Origin of the sequence: Aeromonas molluscorum (genome assembly GCF_051376105.1) — a bacterium.
Classification (GTDB): domain Bacteria; phylum Pseudomonadota; class Gammaproteobacteria; order Enterobacterales; family Aeromonadaceae; genus Aeromonas; species Aeromonas molluscorum.
This window is the reverse complement of sequence record NZ_JBPQCY010000002.1, coordinates 1,617,587-1,642,824: the sequence shown is the minus strand read 5'-3', so window position 1 is coordinate 1,642,824 and position 25,238 is coordinate 1,617,587. Positions and strand designations below refer to the sequence as shown.

The following is a 25,238-nucleotide window of genomic DNA, read 5'->3' as shown; positions in this document are numbered from 1 at the left end:
GACATATCCTGTCCTGTACTGCTTCCAAAGGGTCGCGGTTTTAATTTAAAGGCCCGCCGTCTGGCGGGCCTGCTTGTTATGCGACTTTTTATTGTACTCAGTGAGCGATGATGTACATGTCCTTGCTGTACAGGTTGTCCAGCGGGTTGGCCGGGTAGCCGCCCACATAAGGCTTCACCATACGGGAGGTCACGTACTGATAGATTGGCGCTATGGGCATATCCTTGGCCAGGATGTCTTCGGCCTGGACATAGAGCTTGTTGCGCGACGCTGAATCGACCTGATCACGGGACTCGGCCATCAGCTTGTCGAACGTCGGGTTGGAGTACTTGCCGTCGTTGTTGCCATGGGTGGTCTGCATCAGATCCAGCATGGAGGAGGCTTCGTTGTAGTCTGCAATCCAGCCACGACGGGCCACATCGAACTGACCCTGCTTGAGGGTTTCCAGATAAGTCTTCCACTCCTGGTTCACCAGGCTCACCTGCACGCCCAGCTTCTTCCACATGGAGGCGACGGCAACGGCCACTTTCTTGTGGTTGTCATCTGTGTTGTAAAGCAGTTCGAACTTGAGCGGGTTGCCTGGGCCATAACCGGCTTCGGTCAGCAGCGCCTTGGCCTTGGTATCGAGCTCTGCCTGGGTCAGCTTGGACCACTCGGGCGCCACCGGCTTGAAGCCGTCCACGAAATCAGGCACCAGGGCATAGCCCGGCGTCTCACCCTTGCCCATCACCTTCTCCGCAATCACGTTGCGATCGATGGCATAGGTGAGCGCAGTACGTACCCGCACATCGTCATAGGGTTTGCGCTTGGTGTTGAAGGTGTAGTAGTAGGTCCCGACATAGCCACTCACCTGCACCTCACTCGGGTGCTCTTTCTTCATCTGCTTGAAGCGTTCGATGGGCATGTTGTAGGTCAAGTCGAGCTCACCGGCCAGGTAGCGGTTCAGCTCGGCGTTGGTGGACTGGATCGGCAGATAGGTCACCTTGTCGATCACTGTCTTGGCGTTGTTCCAGTAGTTGGGGTTGCGCTCGACATCGACTCGCTCGTTGACCACCCAGTCTTTGAGCTTGTAGGCACCGTTGGATACCATATTTTCCGGCTGGGTCCACTTGTCACCAAACTTCTCTATCACCTTCTTGGGCACGGGATAAGTGGTGGTGTGAGAGAGCATGCTGACGAAATAGGGGATGGCTTTTTCAAGCTGTACTTCGAAGGTGTAGTCATCCGTGGCCTTCACCCCCAGAGTGTCCGCAGGCTGCTTGCCGGCGATGATGGCACTGGCGTTGACTATGGTCGGAATTTCCATGTACCAGGAGTAGGGAGAGCCAGTCTTGGGATCCACCGCGCGCTTGAAGGCAAAAACGAAGTCGTGCGCGGTGACCGGCTCGCCATTGGACCACTTGGCATCTTTGCGCAGGTGGAAGATGAAGTGTTTGTTGTCCTTGGTTTCCCAGGACTCTGCCACACCGGGCAAGGTCTCACCCTTGGGGCCAGAACTGACCAGACCTTCAAACAGATCACGCTGAATATTGGATTCGACCGTTCCTTCGGTCTTGTGCGGGTCAAGGGTGGCGGGTTCGGAACCGTTGCCTTTCACCAGGGATTGCTCGGGGGCGAGCTTGGTGCCGGCGGGGACGTCGGCGGCGTGAGCCAGGGTGGCACCACCGAATAGCGCAGCCAATAAAAGGGTATTAATCATTGTTTTTTTATGAGTCATTTCCATTTACTCCAACAAGAACATTCCATGCGTTTGTCATAAATGCGGGCCTGAGCACGCAGTCAGCATAATTCCCTGTCATTTCTGATAATGCAATAGATATCATCAGAGCGGGTCTGGATTCTTGGTTAAATAAACAGCTTTTAAGCAATTATCCAGCATTTAAATAGGCCGATATGACGCTTTTATATACAAATCCGCTCGATTCTAGGAAATGGTTCACAAAAAAGAAACAATAAAAAGCCGGTCACGGGGACCGGCTGGCACAAAACAGACTCAGCTCACATCAGACTGGGGAAGACTCCCTTGATGCCCGCCACCATGATCTCTATGCCGAGGGACATCATGATGAGGCCCATGATCCGGGTGACCACGTTAATGCCGGTATTGCCCATCAACTTGAACAGCAAGGGAGCTGCACGAAATATCAGCCAGGAGCAGAAGGAGAAAATGGCCACCACCAGCGACATGCCGAGCAGCTGCTGCCAATGGCTCTGACTGGCATAGACGATAACCGACGAGATGGCCCCCGGCCCCGCCATCAATGGCAGCGCCAGTGGCACCACGGCGATAGACTCGCGGGCGGCCAACTCCCCTTTCTCCTGCTTGTTGTGCTTCACCTCCCCCAGCTTGCCCTGCAGCATGGACCAGGCGATCAGAGTAATAAGGGACCCCCCCGCGATGCGAAACGACGCTAACGAGATGCCAAAACCATCGAGGATCAGCTGGCCCATGTACATGGACACCAACAGGATCACCATGACGGCAATATTGGCCGTGGTGTTGGTTCTCATCCGCTCGGCCGGTGTCTGGTGATTGGTCAAGCTGACGAAGACCGGCAAGAGGCCCAGCGGGTTAATGATGGCGATCAGGCCAATGAAGAACTTCAGGTATAAAGAAAAATCGATGTCAGCCACGGAGGTCATCCACACATAAGCGCCCGTTGGGGCCAGCAGGTAAGAAATTGTGCACGAATTTACCTCATAGTTTGTGCGGCCACCAATCAAATAATCTCACGTTTCCCGCCCTCAACAGTTAGTTCTTCTAATGTGTTATCAAATTTCAACACAATAGTTTGTTAAAAAACGTTGTGGCAATTTAACATTTCGGTAAAATCATCTCGAGTTTTATCTTGCCATTGGATCTGGCAACAAGATTTCATCTCACAAAAAGAGGAGTTTTCAATGATAGATATGGACATCACCCTGGATTGGCAACTCGATACCCTGCCAGCCAGGCAAGTTGCCGGGCTGAGTATGTTTTTCGATCAACTTCCACTCGATCCCTATATCAACGGCGATTTTCGCCGTCGCCGCTACGGTCGCTTCGAAAAACAGGGCCAGGGTTTTCATCGCCTCGACAACGGCGTCTTCTTCCAGGCCGCCGCCATCAACAAGTTTCTCGGCGACGTGCCACGCACCTACCCCGATCTGGTGCCCGCCTTCGCCCAGCATGACGCTTTTCAGGCCATGCTCAGCGCCTTCGTACGCCACACAGCGCTGGCCGACGGCCGCGAGATTGGGGTTCATCAGATGCGGATCTGTGCCTCCCTCGGCAGTGAAACGCCTCCCGCCCCCGAGGGCGTGCATCAAGATGGCTTCGATTTCATCGGCGTCTTCTTCTGTGGCAGCCAAGGTGTCACCGGCGGAGCACTGCAGCTTTATCACGGATTAAAAGAACAACCCTTTTTCCAGCAGGAGTTAACAACCGGTGACTATCTGGTGCTGGATGATCGCCGTTTCTACCACAATGCCGCCCCGATCCTTCCCAAAGACCAGCAGGGTCACTGGGATGTCATAGTTCTAACTGCTTGATTTAAATGGCGTGAGATTCGTTCACGCCCCATTCATCCCCCGCACGCTTAACTCCACAAGCCAATAACATGTTGAAAACATGTATTTTGAAATAAAATTTCTTTTGTTCTTTTGTTACACATGATCCAGATCAAGCTTTACTGGCGTGACACGACCCTATAATCGATGTCGAAAGCGGTTCAGTAAGACTTGTAAATACCCCATAGTGGTCAGGCTCTCCTTGACATGGCGTCTATAATTGCCGGGCATTGCCAAGGTCTTACTAAACAGTTTTCAAAATCATCAGGAGATAAACATGGCAGTAACCAATTTGGCTGAACTGGATGCACTGGTTGCCCGCGTCAAAGAAGCCCAGCGTCAATTCGCCAGCTTCTCGCAAGAGCAAGTTGATCAGGTCTTCCGTGCCGCCGCCCTGGCCGCCAGCAATGCCCGCATCCCCCTGGCCCAGATGGCCGTGGCAGAATCAGGCATGGGTATCATCGAAGACAAGGTTATCAAGAACCACTTCGCCTCCGAATACATCTACAACGCCTATAAAGACGAGAAGACCTGCGGCATCCTGAGCCAGGATGACGAGATGGGCACCATGATCATCGCCGAGCCGGTAGGTATCATCTGCGGCATAGTGCCGACCACCAACCCGACAGCTACCGCGATCTTCAAATCTTTGATTTCCCTGAAGACTCGTAACGCCATCATCTTCTCCCCGCACCCCCGCGCCAAAAACTCCACCAATACCGCTGCCAAGCTGGTACTGGATGCAGCCGTTGCGGCTGGCGCACCGAAAGACATCATCGGCTGGATCGACCAACCATCCGTTGAGCTGTCCAACGCGCTGATGAAGCACAACGACATCAACCTGATCCTGGCCACCGGTGGCCCAGGCATGGTGAAAGCCGCTTACTCCTCAGGCAAGCCTGCTATCGGTGTAGGTGCCGGTAACGTGCCAATCGTCATCGACGAAACTGCCGATGTAAAACGTGCCGTCGCCTCCATCCTGATGTCCAAGACCTTCGACAACGGTGTGGTCTGTGCCTCCGAGCAAGCCGTTATCGTCGTTGACGCCATCTACAACCAGGTGAAAGAGCGTTTCTCCAACCACGATGGCTACATCCTCTCCAAAGATGAAGCGGACAAGGTACGTAAAGTGCTGCTGATCAACGGCGCGCTGAACGCAGATATCGTCGGTCAGCCAGCCACCAAGATCGCCGCCATGGCGGGTGTGACTGTGCCTGCCACCACCAAGATCCTCATCGGCGAAGGCCTGGAATTGTGCGCTGAAGATGAGTTCGCTCATGAGAAGCTCTCCCCGACCCTGGGTATGTTCCGCGCCAAGAATTTTGAAGACGCTGTCGAGATGGCCTGCACCATGGTCAACATCGGTGGTATCGGCCATACCTCCGGTCTCTACACCGACCAGGATCGCAACCAGGACCGTATCAGATACTTCGGCGACAAGATGAAGACTGCCCGTATCCTGATCAATACCCCCTCCACCCAGGGTGGTATCGGTGACCTGTACAACTTCGCTCTTGCTCCTTCCCTGACCCTGGGGTGCGGCTCCTGGAGTGGTAACTCCATCTCCGAAAACGTCGGTCCCAAGCACCTGATCAACAAGAAGACAGTCGCAAAACGGGCAGAAAATATGCTGTGGCACAAACTTCCGAAATCCATCTACTTCCGTCGTGGCTCCCTGCCGATCGCCTTGGGCGACCTGGAAGGCAAGAAGCGCGCCATGGTGGTCACCGACCGTTTCCTGTTCAACAACGGCTATGCCGATGACGTAGTTCGTCTGCTCAAGAAGCTGAACATGGAAGTGGAAGTATTCTACGAAGTAGAAGCTGACCCGACCCTGTCCATCGTCCGCAAGGGCGCCGAGATGGCCAACTCCTTCAAGCCGGACGTTATCCTGGCGCTGGGTGGTGGTTCACCCATGGATGCGGCCAAAATCATGTGGGTCATGTACGAGCACCCGGATACTGCCTTTGAAGACCTGGCCATGCGCTTCATGGACATCCGCAAGCGTATCTACAAGTTCCCGAAAATGGGCGTCAAGGCCGAACTGGTCTGTATCACCACCACGTCCGGTACCGGTTCTGAAGTCACTCCGTTTGCGGTCGTGACCGACGATGCCACCGGCATGAAGTACCCGCTGGCCGACTACGAGCTGACCCCGAACATGGCCATCGTCGATGCCAACCTGGTCATGAACATGCCCAAGTCCCTCTGCGCCTTCGGTGGTGTGGATGCGGTGACTCACGCCATGGAAGCCTACGTTTCCGTACTGGCCAACGAGTACTCCGACGGTCAGGCACTGCAAGCCCTGAAGCTGCTCAAAGAGTACCTGCCGTCCAGCTACCAGAATGGTGCCAACGACCCGGTTGCCCGCGAGAAGGTGCACAATGCGGCCACCATCGCCGGTATCGCGTTTGCCAACGCCTTCCTGGGTGTGTGCCACTCCATGGCGCACAAGCTGGGTGCAGAATTCCATATTCCGCACGGCCTGGCCAACGCCCTGCTGATCAGCAACGTGATCCGCTACAACGCCAACGACAACCCGACCAAGCAGACTGCGTTCTCCCAGTACGACCGTCCGCAAGCTCGCCGTCGTTACGCCGAAGTCGCCGACCACCTGGGTCTGACCAACTCCAGCGACCGTACTGCGGCCAAGATCGAGAAGCTGCTGACCTGGCTGGATGAGCTCAAAGCCACCCTGGGCATCCCGGCTTCCATCCGCGAAGCCGGTGTAAACGAAGCCGACTTCCTGGCCAAGGTTGACCAGCTGGCACTGGAAGCCTTCGATGACCAATGCACCGGCGCCAACCCGCGCTACCCGTTGATCTCCGAGCTCAAAGCCATCCTGATGGATACCTACTACGGTCGTCCTTTCAGCGAGGAGATCCGGGTTGCTGCCAAGGTTGAAGCCAAGGTAGAGGCCAAGGTTGAGAGCAAGAAGAAAGCCAAAGCCTGATAAGTCAGAGTGATAACAAGAGCCCGCGCACATGCGCGGGCTTTTTTATTGGTCTATCTGCTTAATTTTGCTAGCTTGTTGATAGGCTTTTTGGCAAACAGGTGTTGCGTATGGCGCTGATACAGGCATCTATCGAGCAGTTACGGATAGGCCATTATGTCCACCTGCCTGTGGGCTGGCAGCAACACCCCTTCCTGTTCAACGCCTTCAAGATCAAAGATCAGCAGCAACTCGATATCATACGCCACCTGGATCTCGCCCTGCTCACCGTCGATACCGACAAGAGTGACCTGCCGCTGGCCCCCTTGCTGCAAGGTGAGGAGCAGGCAGCATCACCCCCTAGCAGTCACATTTCATCCCCAAGTCCCGCCACCAGCGAAACGGCACCTTTTGATGACAAAGCCTGGCGCCGTTCACTGCGCAGTGCCGACAAGGCATTCGGCCAATCCATGTCGGATTTGCGCGAAGCGCTCGGCTCCCTCAACTTGAAACCGGATGAGGGACTGGCCAATGTCGCCCAACTGGTACGCGACGTGGCCGCTCGCCTGCGCGAACATCATGGGCCCCTTGGCCTGCACCTGATCCGCAGTGCCCACAGTGATATCTTGCTGCAACACAGCCTCAACATTGCCTTTATTGCCATGTTGATGGCCCGCGAGTTGGAAATGACGCCACTGGATATCGAAGAGGCGGGCTTGGCGGGACTTGTTCATGACATCGGCGAGTTGAAAGTCCCCAGCCAGATCAGCCAGAAACGGGGCGAACTGACACGCGCCGAACAGAATTACCTGAATATGCACCCTCAATACGGGCTGGAGATGCTCAACCACTGGCAAGCATTCGAACCCAGGATCCGCCAGGTTGCCCATCTTCATCATGAGCGGCTCGATGGCAGCGGTTTTCCCCTTGGGATAAAGGGCGGCGAGATACCGCCACTGGCACGGCTCATCGGTCTGGTGGATTATTTTGATGAACTGCTGCACCCCAGGGGGGCAAGTCAGCCGATAGCCCCCAATCAGGCAATAAGCCAACTCTACAAACTCTCTCAAAAAAAATTCGAGCAACCCTTGGTCAAGTTGCTGATCAAACTGCTCGGGGTCTACCCCCCGGGCTCCATGGTGCAGTTATCGGATGGCAACCTGGCTCTGGTGATCAGCACAGAACCAACCCAACCCTTGAAACCCAAGATCCTGCCCTATGTCAAAGGCCAGCGCAGCGAGGGAGTCACCCTCATCGATCTGCGCGAAGATGAGCGCAGCATCACGGCCTCGGTCAAACCGGAGGAACTGGACGATGCCCAGCGTCACTTTTTCAATCTGGGTCGGCGCTTTTGTTACTACTTTGCATTTTGAGTTATCCCCAGAAGCTGGGGATAACTCATTGGACAAACATGAATAATCGACGGAAGACCCACAAAACGGTTGTCGACTGAGGATGGATAAAAAACGCCCAGTCTCACGACCGGGCGGAGCATGCCACCTCCATGTGGCACATCCTGCGGATGCATTCATGCTCACCTTCTGAATATCAATTGTTTTTCGTTTACACAAATATCAATTTAACACTCTGATTTTATATGGTTTTTACGCTATGTTCTGGCAATATGCCGGCCAGGGCGTCAACCGGACGGCCACAGAACAAGATCCCGATCACAATTGCCGTGGAGCGGTAATCTACTGACCCCCTGGCAATGAGGAACACTTTTTATGCAATTGGTCCTCTCGCTGCTGCAGCAGATGAGCGTCTTCCTGGTCATCGCTTACCTTTTTTCCAAGACGCCGCTGTTTCGGCCACTGACGCATTTCTCGGTACGTCTGCCCCACAAGGTACTCATTTATGTACTGTTTTCCGGTTTCTGCATACTAGGCACCTACGTGGGCCTGGACATCGATGATGCCATCGCCAACACCCGCGCCGTGGGGGCCGTGCTCGGCGGCCTGCTCGGCGGCCCCCTGGTCGGACTGCTGGTCGGGCTGACCGGCGGTCTGCACCGCTACAGCATGGGTGGCTTTACCGATCTGGCCTGCGCCATCTCCACCACCTGTGAGGGGTTGCTCGGCGGTTTGCTGCACTGGCGTCTGGTGCGAGCCGGTCGGACCGATGCGCTGTTTGCCCCCAAAACCGCCTTCTTCGTCACCCTGGTGGCCGAGGTGATGCAGATGGTGATCATCTTGCTGGTCGCCGCCCCCTTCGACAAGGCATTGCTGCTGGTGCGCACCATAGCCACCCCCATGATCTTGGCCAACTCCTGCGGCGCGGCGCTGTTCATCAGCATGATCCGCGATCAGCAGCAGATGTATGAGAAGTTCTCCCGGGTCTTCTCCGCCAAGGCGCTGACCATCGCCAACCGCACCGTCGGCATCATGAGTCAGGGTTTCACTGCCGAGGCAAGTGACAAGATTGCCCATATCGTCAAGGAGGAGACGGGAGTCGGCGCCGTGGCCATCACCGATACTCGCCGGATCCTGGCTTTTATCGGCATAGGAGAAGATCACCACAAGCCAGGTACACCTATCACCTCGCGCCTCACCCAACAGGCCATCAGTGAGAACCGGGTGCTGTTCGCCGATGGCAATAGCCAACCCTATCGTTGCAGTATCTCCTCCCAGTGCGAGCTCGGTTCCGTGCTGGTGATCCCCCTGCAGGGCGACATGGGCGTCATTGGCACCATCAAGCTCTACGAACCCAAGACCCGGCTCTTTCTCAAGATCAACCACACCTTGGGCGAGGGGATCGCCAACCTGCTCTCCCAGCAGTTGCTCAGCGGTCGACTGGAGCAACAGCAGCGTCTATTGATGCAGTCTGAGCTCAAGTTGGTGCATGCCCAGATCAACCCTCACTTCCTGTTCAACACACTCAACACCATCGGCGCCATCACCCGCCGCAACCCGGAACGGGCCCGCGAGCTGTTGCTGCATCTGTCACGCTTCTTTCGCAACAACCTCAAGCGTCAGAGCGGCCTCGCCACCCTGCAAGAGGAGCAGGAGCACTGCCAATCCTATCTGGAGATAGAGCTGGCCCGCTTTGGCGATCGCCTGACCGTGGTCAACGAGATACCCGAACATCTGTCCCAGCTGCGCCTGCCGAGTTTTACCCTGCAACCTCTCATCGAGAATGCCATCAAACATGGTATCTCCACCCTGCTCGACGAGGGACAATTGCGCTTGTTGGCTCAGGAACATGAAGGGTGCGTGACCATCAGCATCGAGGACAACGCCGGCTGCTGGCAACCGGGAGCCAATGGCGATGGACTGGGGATGTCCATTGTCGACAAGCGCCTCAAGAGCGCCCTCGGCCCGCAATATGGCATCAGCATTCACTGTGAGCCCGAGCATTGGACCCGGGTCTCGTTCACCTTGCCCAAGGAGATCACATGAGCCAGCATTGCCCCACGGCTGCCCCTGCTTCAATCCGTACCAAGCACAACCCTCTGCCCCAGGAGACAAGATGATCCGCGTTCTCATCGTCGACGATGAACCTTATGCCCGCGACGAGCTGGCCCTGCTGCTCGGCCAAGATGCAGACATCGACCTCTTGGGGCAGGCGGCCAATGCGATAGAGGCTCTTGGCCTCATCAACCGTCTCAAACCTGACGTAGTCTTTCTCGATATTCAGATGCCCAAGCTCAGCGGCATGGAGCTGGTCGCCATGCTCGATCCCCTGCCCCGCATCGTCTTCGTGACGGCTTATGACAGCTACGCTATTCAAGCCTTCGAGGAGCAGGCATTCGACTATCTGCTCAAGCCGGTCGAGCCAGTCCGGCTGCACAAGACCCTGGCCCGACTAAAGCAGGATATGACCCCACAACCCATGGCGGCCCTGGCACCGGCCATCCACCATATTCCCGGCTATCTCCATAACCGGGTGCGACTGCTGCCCATGGCGCAGGTGGAGTACGCCTTCTCTGATCTGGGCGGGGTACATGTGGCCTGTCAGGGTGAGCTGTTCCACACCCAGCTCACCCTGAAATCCCTAGAAGAGAAGAGCCCGTTGCTGCGCTGCCATCGTCAGTACCTGATCCACCCTGCCGCCATTTTCGAAATAGCCCTGCTCGACAATCAGCTGGCCGAGATAGTCACCCCGAGCGGCGCCCGGGTGCCGGTCAGTCGCCGCTATCTCAAGGCATTGAAAGACCAGTTTGGTCTCAATTAACCGTCCCCCTCAGCCATGCCAAGAGGCCTTGAATAACCGCTCGCCTTTATTCCCCCTGCCAGCTTGCCTGGGATGCTATGCTGGCTTGCTACTCAACCTAGGCTTCAAGCAGACCTTGCCATCAGGCATCAAGCGTGAGACGGATCACAATCCCTCGCCGCTCGGGACGCCAAGACGCCGCTCAGGTTCTTTCACATGAGTTTCACAGCCCGGCCACCTAGACTCCCCAACGCACACCACAATAACAAATGATGGAGCGTTACAATGGTCTGGTTCTTCCTCTGTGTCGGCCTGCTCGTCGCCGGCTATTTCACTTACGGTAAACTCATCGAACGGATTTTCGGCCCCAAACCCGAGCTGAAAACCCCGGCCATCACCATGGCCGATGGCGTGGACTATGTCCCCATGTCCGACAAGAAGATTTACCTGGTTCAGCTGCTCAACATCGCCGGGGTCGGTCCCATCTTCGGTCCCATACTCGGCGCGCTCTATGGCCCGGTCGCCATGCTGTGGATAGTGTTCGGCTGCATCTTCGCCGGCGCCGTCCATGACTACTTCTCGGGCATGCTGTCGGTCCGGGCCAAAGGCGCCTCTGTCCCGACAGTGGTCGGTGAGCACCTGGGCACCGTGGCCAAACACTTCATGAACCTGTTCGCCGTCATCTTGCTGATGCTGGTCGGCGTGGTCTTCGTGCTGAGTCCGGCCGGTCTGCTCTCCAGCCTGACTCACATCGAGATGGTCTACTGGATCGCGGCCATTTTTGCCTATTACATCCTCGCGACCATAGTGCCCATCGACAAGATCATCGGTCGCTTCTACCCCATCTTTGGCGCCCTGCTGGTATTCATGTCCGTCGGTCTGGTCATCGGCCTCATGGTATCTGGCAAGGGTTTCTACAACACAGGGATGGACTTCTCCAACCTGCACCCCACCGACTTGCCGCTCTGGCCGCTGCTGTTCATCACCATCGCCTGTGGTGCCGTCTCGGGTTTTCACGCTACTCAATCCCCGCTGATGGCGCGCTGCATGCAAAATGAGAAGTCCGGTCGCTTCATCTTCTACGGCGCCATGATAGGTGAAGGCGTCATCGCGCTGATCTGGTGCACTCTGGGTCTCTCCTTCTACGAGAGCACGGACGCCCTGAACGCAACCCTGGCCAGCGGTGGCCCCTCTGCCGTGGTCCACGAAGTCTCCACCGGCCTGCTTGGCACCGTCGGTGGCATACTCGCCATCCTCGGCGTGGTGATCCTGCCCATCACCTCCGGCGACACCGCGTTTCGCAGTGCCCGCCTGATAGTGGCGGACTTCCTCAACATGACCCAGAAGCCCATCGTCAAGCGTCTGCTGATCGCCATCCCCATGTTTGTTCTGGGTTACATCATCTCCAAAGCGGAGTTCGGTGTGATCTGGCGCTACTTCGGCTGGGCCAACCAGACCACAGCGGTGATCATGCTGTGGGCCGCTGCCGCCTACCTCGCCAAGGAGGGCAAGTTCCATTGGATTTGCACCATACCGGCCATGTTCATGACCGCCGTGGTCATCACCTATCTGGCCAATGCCCCCATCGGCTTTGGCATGGAGATGCAGATCTCCACCATCATAGGATTGGTTGCCACCGCCCTGCTGACCCTGGCCTTCCTGATCAAATTCAGGCCAGCCCAGATCCGCGAAGTAAAGGAGACCTGACCTCCTCACCTGCCCTGCAATAGCAAAAGGCCCGGCATCGCTGCCGGGCCTTTTCATTTGTAACGCCGCGTGAGACGCGACGCCCATGGCTCAGTTGCCAGGCTCCTGGCCCTTGGGCGCTTCTGCCGGCGCCTGGTACCACTGCTCCCTGGCCACCAGCACAGCCTGCTCGGGCTGGGCAATGAAATTGGGGGACATGATCTGCACCCCGAACTCATTGAACACATCCTGGATGTGGCCATGGAGCTCGGTCTTGACCACGGCGGGCAGCAACCCCGCCTTCATGCGCACCTGCAACTCGTACTCCACATACCAGTCCTGCAAGTTGAGCTGACGTACCAGGGGGGCTTCTTCCTGATTGAGCCGCTCACAGCGCCGGGCCGCCAGCTCCAGCATGGCATGCACCTGACGCCAGGGAGTGTCATAACCTATGGTCACCTTGGTGAGCAGGGCCACCCCCTTCTCCCCGGCAAGGCGGGTGAGATTGACCACCTTGCCGCCCACGACCACGGCGTTGGGCAGGGTTACCTCGTGATCCTGGCGCGTCACCAGCTTGGTCGAAAGGGCGCTGAGTTCGGTCACCATCCCTTCCACTTCTCCTATCTGCACCAGATCACCTGGACGCAGGGCGCGAGAATAGATGAGCACCAGGCCACTCATGGCGTGGTTCATGATCCCTGCCGATCCCAGGGTCACCATGAGACCGAAGAAGACACTCACCCCCTTGAAGGCGTCCGAATTGGCGCCGGGCAGATAGGGGTAGGCCACCGTCAGGGCAAACAGCCAGATCACCACGGAGAGCAGGCGGCGAGTCGCGCCCACCGTCTCGGCATGCAGCCCCTGCATCCGCAACTGACCGCGTTCGACACGATCAAAAATGATGGCCAGCATGCGAATGAAGACTCGGGTCATGACGAATATCAGCATCACTGTCACTAAACCGGGCATGGCGGCCATGATGCCATCCAGCATATCGGCACACAGAGAAAACAGGGAGCTGCCGAGCCGATCGCTCCAGGCCCGAGTTTGGGGGAAGAGGCCCAGCACATAGGTGAGCCAACCATAGGTGAACATGGACACCACCAGCAGACTGACCAGGCCCAGTATTCTCACCTCGACATTGCCCGCGACCTGGCGCCATTGGTGAGGGATCAGCCCTTTTTGCAACAGCAGGCGGTTGGCGAGCCACTTCCTGACTCGGCGATGGCACCATTGCAGCAACCAAATTGCGCCAAAGAACACCAGACTGGCCAACAGGGCCTTGCCTGTGGCCTTGAGCAAATAGGGCGTGGAATGCAGCTCCAGATACTTGAGCCTCACCTCTTCCAACCGTCCCTGTACGCGATCGGCCGCTTGATCCAGAGTCAGTTCATCGAGGTCGTCCAGATCCTTGTCCACCAGCATCAGGACGCGCTTGCCGTTGACCAGGAACTCCCGGGTGTCATAACCGAGTCGCTGACTCGCAACGACGGTAATGGGGGTCTGCAAATCGTCCGCACTCATGGTGTCGAGACGCTCATGAACCCAACGCACCCGATCGGCGCCATCCAGACTCCCCAGCTTGGCCTGGAACATGACGATGGGCTCATGGAGCAGCACTAGGGTCCGGGCCAGCTCTTGTTCGGTGGGCTCTCGCCTGGGCTCTGCCGCCCAGCCTACTCGCACCAACAACAGGAAAGTCAGCAGCAAACCGGTCAACCACAGACTCATTTTGCACAGTATCTTCATCACGCCCCCATCTTCCTGTTTCTCATGCATCCGAATCCATTTCTTGTTTGATTTTACAGAAAAAAACGATTCTGCGTGATTAATAACCTACCAATGAACCTAAGCTGTACCAGTATATTGACTCCGCTCTATGCAGTCTTGCGCCGCGGTAATATGCTGTCATCATGTGCCGCTGACACTGTGGATGCGAGATGAGAGTGTCACCTCGCAATTTAGATGGGAGAAGTTGAAGATGCTTGATTACATTGCCTTGGGGATCTTGGTATTCGTCGTCTTGGTCATGTTCTATGGAATTATCATTATTCACGACATTCCTTATGAAATAGCCAAACACCGCCAGCACCCACATCAGGATGCCATTCACGTGGCGGGTTGGGTCAGTCTGTTCACATTGCATGTGCTTTGGCCATTCCTGTGGATCTGGGCCACGCTCTATCGCCCGGATCGGGGCTGGGGATTCAATCAACGTCTGCAAAAGGACGAAGAGGACATCTCCACGCTCAAGCAAGAACTTGCCGCTTTGCAAGCCCGTATGGCCACGCTCGAACAGACCGAAAACAGGTAATCACTCATGGATTTGCTACTTATTCTTACCTACACGGCCATCTGCGTCGGGATTTTCAAGGTATTCAAGATCCCGCTCAACAAGTGGACTGTGCCAACGGCCGTGCTGGGCGGTATCTTCATCATAGGGGCGCTCATCGTACTGATGAATTACAACCACCCCTATTCGGAGTTGTCACGCAACTACTACGTCTCCACCCCCATAGTGCCTCTGGTCAAGGGACGCGTCAGCGAAGTGGCCGTCAAACCCAATCAGAAGGTGAAAAAGGGCGATGTGCTGTTTCGGATAGAGGCCGAGCCTTTCGAACATAAGGTCGCAAGTCTGACGGCCCGCCTGCTCTCCAACCAGGATTATCTCAAAGCGCTTGATGCCAGGCTGCGTTCTGCCAGCCTGGATCGTGATCGGGCACGGGAGCTTTTGCGTCGGGGTATTGGCAAGCAGCGGGACCTCGATGTAACGCAAGCCAACGTGGATGACATCGGCGCCCAGCAAGATCAGCAAAAAGCAACCATCGATGATCTGCAGGCGCAGCTCAATGAGGCCAAATATACGCTGGAACAGACCGTCGTTTATGCCCCAAGCGATGGCCATATCGTGCAACTGGCGTTGCGCCCCGGCATGATCGCCGCCCCCTTCATGTATCGCCCCGTGATGACCTTCATCCATGAAGATGCCAACTCCTACGTCGGCTGGTTCTGGCAGAACAGCATGCAGCGCCTGAAGGCAGGGGACGAGGCTGAAGTGGTGCTGGACGGCATCCCAGGCCGGATCTTCAAAGCCAAGGTGCAGTCCGTGATCCCCGCCATGGCGCCGGGCAACATTCAGGCTCAGACGGGCCTCATCGACCAGACCACGGCGCAACTGCCGGGTCGCCTGCCCATCGTCCTCGAGATCACCGATCCCGAGTGGGCCAAGTATCAGGTGATCGCCGGCTCCAGTGGCCAGGCCGCCATCTACACCGAACATGTCCACCATGTGGCCATCATGCGTAAAATCCTGATGCGCATGGGTAGCTGGCTCAACTACCTGTTCCCCTTCCATTGATCACCCCAAGCGGGCCAGTCTGACTGGCCCGCTGTCATTTGTGCCCAGGCCCTCCCCTCCCTATAATGCCCGCCAGCCCTTTATCAGCCAGCGTCCCTATCATGTTCGTGCTAAGGCCCTACCAGACAGACGCCGTCAACGCCGTCATCCAGCATTTTCGCAAACACCCGGATCCCGCCGTGGTAGTACTGCCCACCGGGGCCGGCAAGAGTCTGGTGATTGCAGAGCTGGCCCGCAAAGCCAGGGGGCGGGTCCTGGTGCTCGCTCACGTCAAGGAACTGGTGGAACAAAACCACGGCAAATATGAGTCCTGGGGACTGACGGCAGACATCTTCGCCGCCGGGCTGGATCGCAAGGATGCCAAAGCCCAGGTGGTATTTGGCTCAGTGCAGTCTGTGGCGCGCAATCTGGCCGCCTTCGAACCCGCAGCGCCAGCGGCCTCCTCCCCGGTAGAGACAGCCAGTGCTACGGGGGGCTTCTCCCTGCTCATCATCGACGAGTGCCATCGGGTATCACTGGATGATGAGAGCCAATACCATCAGGTGATCGACCATCTTAAAATCGCCAATCCGGCCCTCAAGATCCTCGGGCTCACCGCCACCCCCTACCGACTGGGGTTGGGCTGGATTTACCGGCGCCACTATCACGGCATGGTGCGCAGTCAGGGTGAGCGGCTGTTTGGCGACTGCGTGTTCGAATTGCCGCTGCGCTTCATGGTAAAAAACGGTTATCTCACGCCACCCCGATTGGTTGATGCCCCCATAGTCCACTACGACTTCAGCAAGTTGATTCCCAAGGGCAATGGCCTGTTCAGCGAGGCGGATCTCAATGGCGAACTCAAGCGCCAGCAACGGGTCACTCCTCACATCATCAATCAGGTACTGGAGTACGCAAAAGATCGCCAGGGCGTGATGGTCTTTGCCGCCACCGTCGAACATGCCCGGGAGATCCAGGGCCTGCTTGTTGCAAAGGCACAGCACGCGGCCCTGATCACCGGCGAGACCCCTGGCCCTGAGCGCGATGCCCTCATTCATGGCTTCAAGGCCCGCGACATCAAGTTCCTGGTCAACGTCTCCGTGCTCACCACAGGTTTCGACGCCCCTCATGTCGATCTCATCGTCATGCTGCGCCCCACCGAATCTGTCTCGCTCTATCAGCAGATAGTCGGGCGCGGCCTGCGCCTCTCCCCCGGCAAGACGGATTGCCTGGTACTCGATTACGCCGGCAACAACTTCAACCTGTTCGCCCCGGAGGTCGGAGAGCCCAGGCCCCATGCCGGCACCGAACCTGTGCAAGTACCCTGCCCCGCCTGCGGTTTTGCCAACACCTTCTGGGGCAAGACGGATGAGGATGGCAAGGTGATAGAGCACTATGGCCGACGCTGCCAGGGCTTTTTCGAAGACGAGGAGGGCGCGCGGGAAGAGTGCGACTACCGCTTTCGCGCCAAGATCTGTCCCGGTTGTGGCAGCGAGAACGACATCGCGGCCCGCCGCTGCCACGAGTGTGACCAACTGCTGGTCGACCCGGATGACAAGCTCAAAGCCGCCCTCAATCTCAAGGACTGTATGGTGATCCGCGCCGCCGGGCTGACCCTGGCCGCCGGCCGTGGCAAACAGGGGGAGCGGCTGGAGGTGACCTATCACGATGAGGATGGTTTGACCCTGATGGAGTATTTTTCTTTCCACAGCCCAGGGGCACGACGCTTGTTTCAACGGGCCTTTGTGCGTCATCATTGGCGCGCTCCGGGCCTTGAGCCCGAATTCACCACCCTGAATAGCGTCCTTGCGGCACAGGCCCAGTTTCGTCATCCCGATTTTGTCATCGCGCGCAAGTCTGGACGCTTCTGGCAGGTGAAAGAGAAAATTTTTGATTATGACGGCCGGTACCGCACCGCCAATGACCTTGGCTAACGTCAGACCGACTGGCAGATAAAAGATGAAAATGTTTCGATTCTGAGGAGCGGTACCGCATCGCCGACATCCTCGGCTAACACAGAGGTTTTTATGCAGCGGTTTTTGATAGGTTTTTGTGCTTTCGTTTCCCTGGCGGCCCAGGCTGCCCCGCTGACCCCGCCCCAGGGGGGCCAATATGCCGTGATAGTGCAGGGCAACAATGGCGTCGAGTACGCTCGCCACGCCGATGACATGATAGCCCCGGCCTCCACCATGAAAGTGCTGACGGCCCTGGCGGCCCGACTCGAGCTGGGTGCCGATTTTCGCTTCGCGACCGAGATCCAGGTCAAGCCGGGCAGCAAACAGGGGGATCTCATCAATGGCGACCTCTGGATCAACTTCGTCGGTGACCCCACCCTGTCGCGCATGGATCTGCTCGCCCTGTTCAAGCAACTTGGCGTCACCCGCATCAAGGGTAATGTCCATGTCAATACCGGGGCCTACAACGGCTATGAACGCGGCAACGGCTGGTCCTGGGGGGATCAGACCCTCTGCTTCGCCGCCCCCGTCTCTGCGGTCATCATCGACAAGAATTGTGCTTATGGCACAGTCAGCGCCACCCAGATAGGCGGGCCTGCCACGGGCCATGTCGCCACCGGGGTGCCCATCAGCATCAGCGCCGACAATGTGGACGTGATGACGTATGGGGATATGGCACGCCAGTTCTGCGCACTGGAAGTTGATATGGCCAAGGGAAATCATTACGAACTCAAGGGCTGCATCACCCCGAACAAGGAGCCCCAGGGGCTGCGTTTTGCCATCCACGATGTGGAAGCCTGGGGCTGGGACAACATTCGTTGGGCCATGGACAGGGCCGGGGTCAAGCATGACGGCCTGCTGCGCGTGACCCACAAAGCGCCAGAGGGCGCCGAGACGCTGGCGACCCACTATTCAGCCCCGCTGCCGGTCATGCTGGCCAAGATGCTGAAGAAATCCGACAACACCTATGCCGATACCTTCCTCAAAACCGTGGGACGCCACTACTACAACAAGCCGGGCAGCTATCGCAGCGGTACCATGGCGGTGCGCGCCATCCTGACCAAACAGGGCATAGACTTGGGCAATGCGACCCTGGCCGACGGCTCTGGCCTATCAGCTCACAACCTCATCAGCGCCCGTCAGATGTTGTCAGTGCTGAACTTTATCCAGCGCAACGATGCCCAGCTCGGATTTATCAAGCTACTGCCCAGCTCCCAGGTTGACGGCACTCTGGCGTGGCGGCGCAGCGTCACCGCCCCCATGATGAAGAACAAGGTGCATGCCAAGACAGGCACCATCACCGGCACCTCAAATCTGGCCGGTTTCATCGATACCGCCGGGGGACAGCGCAAAGCCTTTGTGGTATTCCAGCGTGGCCTATCCCAGGATCCCGCCACCCATGAGCGCTATCGCGCCAGCAAGGCGCCCTGGCCATGGACTGTTTTTGAGAAAGGCATACTGGAAGGTATCTACCAGCAGCAGCCACTTCAGATCGTCGATCGTCCGTGAACGGCGAATGTCACCGTGCCAACAGAGCAGGCCTTATCGAACAAGGCGAACGCAGGCATCGACAATTTCCACTTTGACTGACCCGGGGGCACCGCTATGCTGTGCCCTGTCCCATATCAATGCCCTCGTATCAACGGAGAGAGAAGATGTTTGTAGAAATTTATGGTCGTCCCGGTTGCCCCTACTGCGTGCGCGCCAAGATGCTGGCCGAGCAGTTGCACGAGGAGCGAGACGATTTTGACTTCAAATATGTCGATATCCAGGTAGCTGGGCTCACCAAGGATGATCTGGCCGCCAAGGCGGGTAAACCCGTCACCACAGTTCCGCAAATCTTCCTGGACGAGCAGCACATCGGTGGCTGTACCGATTTCGAAGCATATGCCAGAGCCAATCTCGGTCTCAGTCAGTAAGTTCATGTCGACATGAAAAAGGCGCCTGATGGCGCCTTTTTCAGGATTGGGGATCCCGCCCTATGGCTTGGTCCGCCACCGGCGTAAAACGGCTCACCCGCTGCCCCTCAAGAGTTAGCTGCTCCATAAACATGGCAACGGGGCGGGCATAGACAACCCCATCCTGCTCGGATTGATAGATCACCAGCCGTTCCCGGGTTTCGCTGTGCCAGGCCAGGGTGAGCACGCGATAGTAACCTCCCTTGCAATGACGATAACGACCCGGCGCAGGTAACGGGGTCTGGATTTCCGGTGCCATCTTCTCCTCCTAATTGGGTGCCCGTCTGTGGGGGTTGCCAAGCTCTGCTTGAGAACCGATACGCTGTGATGCCAGCCAGGATCCCAAACGACACTTTCTCACTCAAGCTAATCGTGCCACAAGCAAGGGCTAATTCAACACAGTAAAGGTTGATATGCCACCCTGACACCATCTTTCACTGGCAACATGGAATATTATCAAACGAAAATGCTAAAAATAACAAACTGGCAACCCTGTTTTAGAGATAAAAATCAGGGAATTATTCTAAAAAGAGGATTGTTCTGGCATTCAATTCTGTGAAGAATAGGGACAAAGATATTTGATTCTAAGAATGCCTTTTTCGCCAACGCGTCCCAGGGGATTTCAGTCACTATGCTCACCATCGACAAGTCGCACAAGCTCGACGATGTCTGTTACGACATTCGCGGCCCGGTGCATAAAGAGGCTCGCCGTCTCGAAGACGAAGGCCACCGCATCATCAAGCTCAACATCGGCAACCTGGCTCCATTCGGTTTCGAGGCCCCAGAGGAACTCATCAAGGATGTGATCCTCAACATGCCCCAGAGCCAGGGCTACTGCGATTCCAAAGGACTCTTCTCCGCCCGCAAGGCCGTGATGCAGTACTACCAGCAAAAAGGGATGCGCAAGGTCGATGTCGATGACATTTACATCGGCAACGGCGCGAGCGAGCTTATCGTCATGGCCATGCAGGCCCTGCTCAACAACGGCGACGAGATGCTGGTGCCCTCCCCCGACTATCCGCTGTGGACGGCCGCCGTCACCCTCTCCGGCGGCCATGCGGTGCACTATCGCTGCGATGAAGGGGCCGATTGGTATCCGGACCTAGATGATATCCGTGCCCGCATCACCCCGCGCACCCGCGGCCTGGTGTTGATCAACCCCAACAACCCGACCGGCGCCGTCTACGGCAGCGAGTTCCTGCTGGAGCTTATTGAAATCGCTCGTCAGCACAACCTCATCATCTTCGCCGACGAGATCTACGACAAGATCCTCTACGACGACATCTCCCATACCAGCGTCTGCACCCTGTGTGACGATGTGATGGTGGTGACCTTCAATGGTCTATCCAAGGCTTACCGCGCCTGTGGTTTCCGCCAGGGCTGGATGGTCATCACCGGGCCCAAGGGCCGGGCCAAGGGCTACATAGAAGGGTTGGAGATGCTGGCCTCCATGCGCCTGTGTTCCAACGTCCCCATGCAACATGCCATCCAGGCGGCACTTGGTGGCTACCAGAGCATCAACGAGCTGATCCTGCCGGGTGGACGACTGCGCCGCCAGCGGGACAAGGCTTGGGAGCTATTGAACGAGATCCCCGGCGTCTCCTGCGTCAAGCCCAAGGGGGCACTCTACATGTTCCCGCGCCTCGATCCCAAGGTGTACGACATTCGCGATGACCAGAAGATGGTGTTCGACCTGCTGCAGCAGGAGAAGTTGCTGCTGGTGCAGGGCACCGGCTTCAACTGGCCGGCCCCGGATCACTTCCGGCTGGTGTTCCTGCCGCGAGAGGAGGAGCTGGAAGAGGCCATTGGTCGCCTCGCCCGTTTCTTGAAGAGTTACAAGCAGTAAGTCGGTCAAGCGACTCGCAAAGAAGAGGCTCCCACGGGAGCCTCTTGCATTGATGCTATGCCCCCGCGCAAAAGCAGAGTGCCTGCCCCCTCTGACCGCCCATAGCAAAGGGCCCTGTCTGTAGTAGACAGGGCCCTTTCTCATGACGGTATCTCGAGCGGGATTACAGCTCGATCACGTCGAACTTCACGTCGGGATTGACGTCTGCATCGTAATCCACCTCGTCCAGACCGAACCCGAACAGGCGCAGGAACTCCTGCTTGTAGCCGGTGTAATCCGTAAGCTCGGACAGGTTCTCCGTGGTGATGGAGGGCCAGAGATCCCGGCAGGTCTGCTGCACGTCTTCACGCAGTTCCCAGTCATCCATGCGGATGCGGGCCTTGTCATCCAGGGCCAGATCGCCGGTGTAGAGACGGGTGCGCATCAATCTGTCCACCTGCTCCATGCAGCCTTCGTGAATGCCCTTCTCTTTCATGATCTTGAAAGCCATGGAGATATAGAGCGGCATGACCGGAATGGCACTGGATGCCTGGGTCACCACGGATTTGAGCACGGCCACATGGGCGGTGCCACCCTTGGCCGCCAGATCGCCACGGATGGCGGCGGCAGCGCGGTCCAGATCTTCCTTGGCGCGGCCCAGGGTGCCATGCCAGTAGATGGGCCAGGTCAGGTCTGTGCCTATGTAGGAGTAAGCCACGGACTTGGCGCCATCGGCCAGCACGCCGGCATCGCGCAGGGCAGCCATCCACAGCTCCCAATCCTGACCGCCCATGACGGTGATGGTGTTCTGGATCTCTTCCTCGTTCGCCGGCTCGACGGTGGCGGTGATGATTTGATCCTTGTTGGTGTCAATGGCGGTGGTGGTGTAGGTCTCGCCGATGGGTTTGAGGGCGGAGCGCACCACTTCACCGGTATCCGGCATCTTGCGCACCGGTGAGGCCAGGGAGTAGACAACCAGATCGATTTGACCCAGATCGGCTTTGATGAGCTCGATGACCTTGGCGCGGCACTCATGGGAGAAGGCGTCGCCATTGATGCTCTTGGCGTACAAACCCGCCTCTTTGGCCGCCTTGTCAAAGGCGGCGGAGTTGTACCAGCCGGCAGAGCCGGTCTTGGTCTCGGAGCTTGGCTTTTCGAAGAAGACACCTATAGTCGCGGCGTCGGAGCCAAAGGCGGTGGCAATGCGTGAGGCCAGACCGTAACCGGTGGAGGCGCCGATCACCAGCACCTTCTTGGGACCATTGGCAATGGCGCCATTGGCTTTCGTGTAGGCAATCTGACGACGAACATTGGCTTCACAACCGACCGGGTGAGTGGTGGTACAGATAAAGCCGCGAACCTTGGGTTTTATTATCATGGGAGGTCTCGACACCGTTAAAGGAATGAAATCGGGACATAAGATACCTCATTGTGACCCCTTATGGTGCTCTGATGTGTTGAACTGCGGGGAAATCCAGCATGATGACGCCAATTTGAGCGATCAGTCTGGCACAGCCCCATGAAACCGGGTCCCGCATCATGGATGGGCGGCCTGCGATGCAACCCACAGCTCAAGCGGTAGTTGCATCGTGCGGTGCTGATGGCTTTGGGCGAAGAGACCACCATGACCTCTTCGACTGCCACTGCCTGTCTGGGCAAGCCGCCACCGTCATCCGTTTTCAACGTGTCTCGCCGGCGATCCCAGCCGAAACTTACCTTCCCCTCTGAATCGCAATCAGCACCAACGGGTGATCAAGGGAGTACCGGACTGGCCTATCGCTTTTCATTCATTATTTCAGACTGGTTCAACGAGGCGTCTGGCAATGGTGCAGTAAATGATGGATTAAGCATGGTGATTAATATTTGCAGCATCATGGGCATGATGCTGCCGGACCATAAACGGGCGCCTTACCCCAGACGACCGACATTAATGTCAGTCCGTTATTAAAGGAGGTGTGAGTAAGGCTTGTCTCTTGTTGATTGAAAACACCTTGGGCATTGAGCATATTCGGCAAACGACGCTTTTTCTGCGCCTGCCAGTCCTCACAGTCTTTCAACACAAATGGCCTCCTCTCCCCTGTATTACCGCTGGCGATGAGCGCCGCGTCCCTGATAAAGCGATGATCATCATTACCCTCTGCCCAGCACCAATGCACACGGCTGCTTACGGGCCATCCCTGCGTCAACTTCAACTGGGTCTCCCCATGCAGGGAGGGTAAATTCAGCTCAACAAATGAATCATCGATTGAATAAAAATAGCGTTTCCAAGCGCAAGATCCTCCACGCATTAATGCTACTGTCTAATCAGTCAACTTAACTGTCGTTGTCTCACTAGGAGTTCATGGAGGAACACTATTATGTTTTGGAAACACACGGACGATCAGGACAGCATTGAGAAAACGGCACGGATGGCCGACCTGGATGCGTTTTCGCAAGCCATCCAATCTCAGGTTCCCTATATCCAGTTCACCCCCGAAGGCATTGTCACCTTCGTCAACGATATGTTTTTGAATATAGTGGGCTTCAATCGGGATGAGGTAATTGGTCAGCATCACAGCGCCCTCTGTTTCCCCGATGATGTGAAGACGCACGACTATGAGTCCTTGTGGCGAGACCTTCGCAACGGCACCTTTCGCAATGGCCGCTTCATCCGCCAGTCCAAGTCAGGCAAGGCCGTCTGGCTCGAAGCGACCTATTTCCCCATCATGGTCGATGGCAAGGTGGTCAAGGTGGCCAAGGTGGCCTCGGACGTCACTGAGCAGCAGTCGTCACTGGAGCGCACCCAAGCCCTGCTGGCCGCGCTGGACAAGTCCTTGGCCGTCATCGATTTCGAGCCCGATGGCACCGTCATCACCGCCAATCAAAATTTCCTCGATTGCTTCGGCTACCGGCTCGAAGAGGTGACCGGCAAGTCTCATCGCCAATTCTGTGATGAGGATTTTTACAAGAAAAACCCCCATTTCTGGCGCGATCTGGGCTCTGGCGACATCAAAACCGGGCTCTTCATGCGCTTTGGCAAACAAGGACAGAAGATCTGGCTCGAGGCCACTTACAACCCCATCTTCAACCACGAAGGCAAGGTGGTCAAAATCATCAAGCTGGCCAGCGACATCACGGAGCGGGTAGAGAAATCCCTCTCCATCAAGGAAGCCGCCCACACTGCCTGCACCATTGCCGGCGAGACGGTGGCCAGCGCCGCCAAGGGTCGCCAGGTGATCGACCAGGTGTTAACCACATCGAACCATATCAACACTTCCGTCAGTGATGTGGCCAGCCAGATTGAACTGCTCAACCAGCAATCGAGAAGCATCGAAGCCATCATCTCCACCATCAGCAGCATCGCGGATCAAACCAATTTATTGGCGCTGAACGCAGCCATAGAGGCGGCACGCGCCGGCGAACAGGGGCGCGGTTTTGCCGTGGTCGCCGACGAGGTCCGGCAACTGGCAGCCAGAACCAGCACCTCTACCAGCGAGATAGGGGCCGTTATCAAGCAAAACTCCAGCATTACCGCGCGGATCACCCAGACAGTTGGCGTGGTATCCACCAATGCCATTGCGGGTCAGGAGCAGGCAGGCGTCATTTCGGATGTGATCGAGGAGATCATCAAGGATGCCAATTCGGTCTCGGATACCGTCAAGAATCTCTCCTTGTAAGAGGTCGTCGTGACCGCGCTGGCGCATCCAGCGACACCTTGAGAGAAGTGAAGCAATCTGGCGCCATCTGGCGGGAGGAGCTCCCTGCCCGATGGCGCCACCGAGCTGAGGCTATCCATATAAACCACACTGCAATGGCCCTGTTAGACGCTATCCTGCCTTGTCACCTCTTCATCCCCATACCCGCGCGG

General features: G+C 57.0%; 19 protein-coding genes. 13 read left to right on the top strand and 6 right to left on the bottom strand.

What is annotated here, in order from left to right:
- Positions 1 to 97: 97 nt before the first annotated feature.
- Both ACSMDR_RS18095 and ACSMDR_RS18090 read right to left on the bottom strand, forming a co-directional pair.
- A complete protein-coding gene (locus tag ACSMDR_RS18095) occupies positions 98 to 1,717 on the bottom strand; it encodes an ABC transporter substrate-binding protein (RefSeq protein WP_436469145.1) in 1,620 nt (539 codons plus the stop codon).
- 281 nt (positions 1,718 to 1,998) lie between these two features.
- Positions 1,999 to 2,634, bottom strand: a complete 636-nt coding sequence (locus ACSMDR_RS18090; protein WP_005906182.1) for a YchE family NAAT transporter — start codon at positions 2,632 to 2,634, stop codon at positions 1,999 to 2,001.
- Between the two features lie 267 nt (positions 2,635 to 2,901).
- Here ACSMDR_RS18090 and ACSMDR_RS18085 point away from each other — a divergent pair, with 267 nt between their 5' ends.
- The 6 genes from ACSMDR_RS18085 to ACSMDR_RS18060 all read left to right on the top strand — a co-directional run bounded on the left by ACSMDR_RS18085 (position 2,902) and on the right by ACSMDR_RS18060 (position 12,340).
- Positions 2,902 to 3,531: a 2OG-Fe dioxygenase family protein gene (locus tag ACSMDR_RS18085; RefSeq protein WP_436469144.1), complete on the top strand. Its 630-nt coding sequence runs from the start codon at positions 2,902 to 2,904 to the stop codon at positions 3,529 to 3,531.
- A 295-nt stretch (positions 3,532 to 3,826) separates the two neighbouring features.
- Positions 3,827 to 6,502 (top strand): bifunctional acetaldehyde-CoA/alcohol dehydrogenase, encoded by a 2,676-nt coding sequence (gene adhE / locus ACSMDR_RS18080; RefSeq protein WP_436469143.1) that lies wholly within the window; start codon positions 3,827 to 3,829, stop codon positions 6,500 to 6,502.
- Between the two features lie 110 nt (positions 6,503 to 6,612).
- Positions 6,613 to 7,854 carry an HD-GYP domain-containing protein gene (locus ACSMDR_RS18075; protein WP_436469142.1) on the top strand — a complete coding sequence of 414 codons (1,242 nt, stop codon included), beginning with the start codon at positions 6,613 to 6,615 and terminating at the stop codon, positions 7,852 to 7,854.
- A 354-nt stretch (positions 7,855 to 8,208) separates the two neighbouring features.
- The gene (locus ACSMDR_RS18070; RefSeq protein WP_436469141.1) at positions 8,209 to 9,879 is read left to right on the top strand and encodes a LytS/YhcK type 5TM receptor domain-containing protein; all 1,671 of its coding nucleotides are present in this window, start codon (positions 8,209 to 8,211) and stop codon (positions 9,877 to 9,879) included.
- 70 nt (positions 9,880 to 9,949) lie between these two features.
- On the top strand, positions 9,950 to 10,654 hold the full coding sequence (btsR, locus tag ACSMDR_RS18065; protein ID WP_005903000.1) for a two-component system response regulator BtsR: 705 nt from the start codon (positions 9,950 to 9,952) through the stop codon (positions 10,652 to 10,654).
- A gap of 264 nt (positions 10,655 to 10,918) precedes the next feature.
- Positions 10,919 to 12,340: a carbon starvation CstA family protein gene (locus tag ACSMDR_RS18060; RefSeq protein ID WP_436469140.1), complete on the top strand. Its 1,422-nt coding sequence runs from the start codon at positions 10,919 to 10,921 to the stop codon at positions 12,338 to 12,340.
- Positions 12,341 to 12,430: 90 nt separating this feature from the next.
- On the opposite strand, the gene ACSMDR_RS18055 is transcribed toward ACSMDR_RS18060, so the two are convergent.
- The gene (locus ACSMDR_RS18055; protein ID WP_436469139.1) at positions 12,431 to 14,098 is read right to left on the bottom strand and encodes a mechanosensitive ion channel family protein; all 1,668 of its coding nucleotides are present in this window, start codon (positions 14,096 to 14,098) and stop codon (positions 12,431 to 12,433) included.
- 202 nt (positions 14,099 to 14,300) lie between these two features.
- On the opposite strand from ACSMDR_RS18055, the gene ACSMDR_RS18050 reads away from it, so the two are divergent.
- The 5 genes from ACSMDR_RS18050 to ACSMDR_RS18030 all read left to right on the top strand — a co-directional run bounded on the left by ACSMDR_RS18050 (position 14,301) and on the right by ACSMDR_RS18030 (position 19,527).
- Complete coding sequence (locus ACSMDR_RS18050) at positions 14,301 to 14,633, top strand: DUF3302 domain-containing protein (RefSeq protein ID WP_005902993.1); 333 nt, start codon at positions 14,301 to 14,303, stop codon at positions 14,631 to 14,633.
- Between the two features lie 6 nt (positions 14,634 to 14,639).
- Positions 14,640 to 15,677, top strand: a complete 1,038-nt coding sequence (locus tag ACSMDR_RS18045; protein ID WP_436469138.1) for an HlyD family secretion protein — start codon at positions 14,640 to 14,642, stop codon at positions 15,675 to 15,677.
- 101 nt (positions 15,678 to 15,778) lie between these two features.
- The gene (radD, locus tag ACSMDR_RS18040; protein ID WP_436469137.1) at positions 15,779 to 17,587 is read left to right on the top strand and encodes a DNA repair helicase RadD; all 1,809 of its coding nucleotides are present in this window, start codon (positions 15,779 to 15,781) and stop codon (positions 17,585 to 17,587) included.
- Positions 17,588 to 17,680: 93 nt separating this feature from the next.
- Positions 17,681 to 19,117, top strand: a complete 1,437-nt coding sequence (gene dacB, locus ACSMDR_RS18035) for a D-alanyl-D-alanine carboxypeptidase/D-alanyl-D-alanine endopeptidase (protein ID WP_436469136.1) — start codon at positions 17,681 to 17,683, stop codon at positions 19,115 to 19,117.
- Between the two features lie 146 nt (positions 19,118 to 19,263).
- Complete coding sequence (locus ACSMDR_RS18030) at positions 19,264 to 19,527, top strand: GrxA family glutaredoxin (RefSeq protein WP_436469135.1); 264 nt, start codon at positions 19,264 to 19,266, stop codon at positions 19,525 to 19,527.
- A gap of 40 nt (positions 19,528 to 19,567) precedes the next feature.
- Here the strand turns inward: ACSMDR_RS18030 and ACSMDR_RS18025 are convergent, their stop codons facing one another.
- Positions 19,568 to 19,825, bottom strand: coding sequence for a DUF1653 domain-containing protein (locus ACSMDR_RS18025; RefSeq protein WP_005902983.1), 258 nt, complete (start codon positions 19,823 to 19,825; stop codon positions 19,568 to 19,570).
- A gap of 372 nt (positions 19,826 to 20,197) precedes the next feature.
- On the opposite strand from ACSMDR_RS18025, the gene ACSMDR_RS18020 reads away from it, so the two are divergent.
- Positions 20,198 to 21,412, top strand: coding sequence for a pyridoxal phosphate-dependent aminotransferase (locus ACSMDR_RS18020; protein WP_005902980.1), 1,215 nt, complete (start codon positions 20,198 to 20,200; stop codon positions 21,410 to 21,412).
- A gap of 163 nt (positions 21,413 to 21,575) precedes the next feature.
- Here ACSMDR_RS18020 and fabV read toward each other — a convergent pair whose 3' ends face one another.
- Together fabV and ACSMDR_RS18010 are read right to left on the bottom strand one after the other, a co-directional pair.
- A complete protein-coding gene (gene fabV / locus ACSMDR_RS18015; protein ID WP_436469134.1) occupies positions 21,576 to 22,769 on the bottom strand; it encodes an enoyl-ACP reductase FabV in 1,194 nt (397 codons plus the stop codon).
- A 493-nt stretch (positions 22,770 to 23,262) separates the two neighbouring features.
- Entirely contained in the window at positions 23,263 to 23,679 is a 417-nt protein-coding gene (locus ACSMDR_RS18010) for a hypothetical protein (protein ID WP_436469133.1), read from the bottom strand.
- Between the two features lie 69 nt (positions 23,680 to 23,748).
- Here ACSMDR_RS18010 and ACSMDR_RS18005 point away from each other — a divergent pair, with 69 nt between their 5' ends.
- Positions 23,749 to 25,047 (top strand): methyl-accepting chemotaxis protein, encoded by a 1,299-nt coding sequence (locus ACSMDR_RS18005; protein WP_436469132.1) that lies wholly within the window; start codon positions 23,749 to 23,751, stop codon positions 25,045 to 25,047.
- The last annotated feature ends 191 nt before the right edge of the window (positions 25,048 to 25,238 follow it).

Coding starts and splice junctions, on each gene's coding strand:
- ACSMDR_RS18095 (WP_436469145.1), bottom strand. CDS start 1,717: ATGACTCATAAAAAAACAATGATTAATACCCTTTTATTGGCTGCGCTA.
- ACSMDR_RS18085 (WP_436469144.1), top strand. CDS start 2,902: ATGATAGATATGGACATCACCCTGGATTGGCAACTCGATACCCTGCCA.
- adhE (WP_436469143.1), top strand. CDS start 3,827: ATGGCAGTAACCAATTTGGCTGAACTGGATGCACTGGTTGCCCGCGTC.
- ACSMDR_RS18075 (WP_436469142.1), top strand. CDS start 6,613: ATGGCGCTGATACAGGCATCTATCGAGCAGTTACGGATAGGCCATTAT.
- ACSMDR_RS18070 (WP_436469141.1), top strand. CDS start 8,209: ATGCAATTGGTCCTCTCGCTGCTGCAGCAGATGAGCGTCTTCCTGGTC.
- btsR (WP_005903000.1), top strand. CDS start 9,950: ATGATCCGCGTTCTCATCGTCGACGATGAACCTTATGCCCGCGACGAG.
- ACSMDR_RS18060 (WP_436469140.1), top strand. CDS start 10,919: ATGGTCTGGTTCTTCCTCTGTGTCGGCCTGCTCGTCGCCGGCTATTTC.
- ACSMDR_RS18055 (WP_436469139.1), bottom strand. CDS start 14,098: ATGCATGAGAAACAGGAAGATGGGGGCGTGATGAAGATACTGTGCAAA.
- ACSMDR_RS18050 (WP_005902993.1), top strand. CDS start 14,301: ATGCTTGATTACATTGCCTTGGGGATCTTGGTATTCGTCGTCTTGGTC.
- ACSMDR_RS18045 (WP_436469138.1), top strand. CDS start 14,640: ATGGATTTGCTACTTATTCTTACCTACACGGCCATCTGCGTCGGGATT.
- radD (WP_436469137.1), top strand. CDS start 15,779: ATGTTCGTGCTAAGGCCCTACCAGACAGACGCCGTCAACGCCGTCATC.
- dacB (WP_436469136.1), top strand. CDS start 17,681: ATGCAGCGGTTTTTGATAGGTTTTTGTGCTTTCGTTTCCCTGGCGGCC.
- ACSMDR_RS18030 (WP_436469135.1), top strand. CDS start 19,264: ATGTTTGTAGAAATTTATGGTCGTCCCGGTTGCCCCTACTGCGTGCGC.
- ACSMDR_RS18025 (WP_005902983.1), bottom strand. CDS start 19,825: ATGGCACCGGAAATCCAGACCCCGTTACCTGCGCCGGGTCGTTATCGT.
- ACSMDR_RS18020 (WP_005902980.1), top strand. CDS start 20,198: ATGCTCACCATCGACAAGTCGCACAAGCTCGACGATGTCTGTTACGAC.
- fabV (WP_436469134.1), bottom strand. CDS start 22,769: ATGATAATAAAACCCAAGGTTCGCGGCTTTATCTGTACCACCACTCAC.
- ACSMDR_RS18010 (WP_436469133.1), bottom strand. CDS start 23,679: ATGCGTGGAGGATCTTGCGCTTGGAAACGCTATTTTTATTCAATCGAT.
- ACSMDR_RS18005 (WP_436469132.1), top strand. CDS start 23,749: ATGTTTTGGAAACACACGGACGATCAGGACAGCATTGAGAAAACGGCA.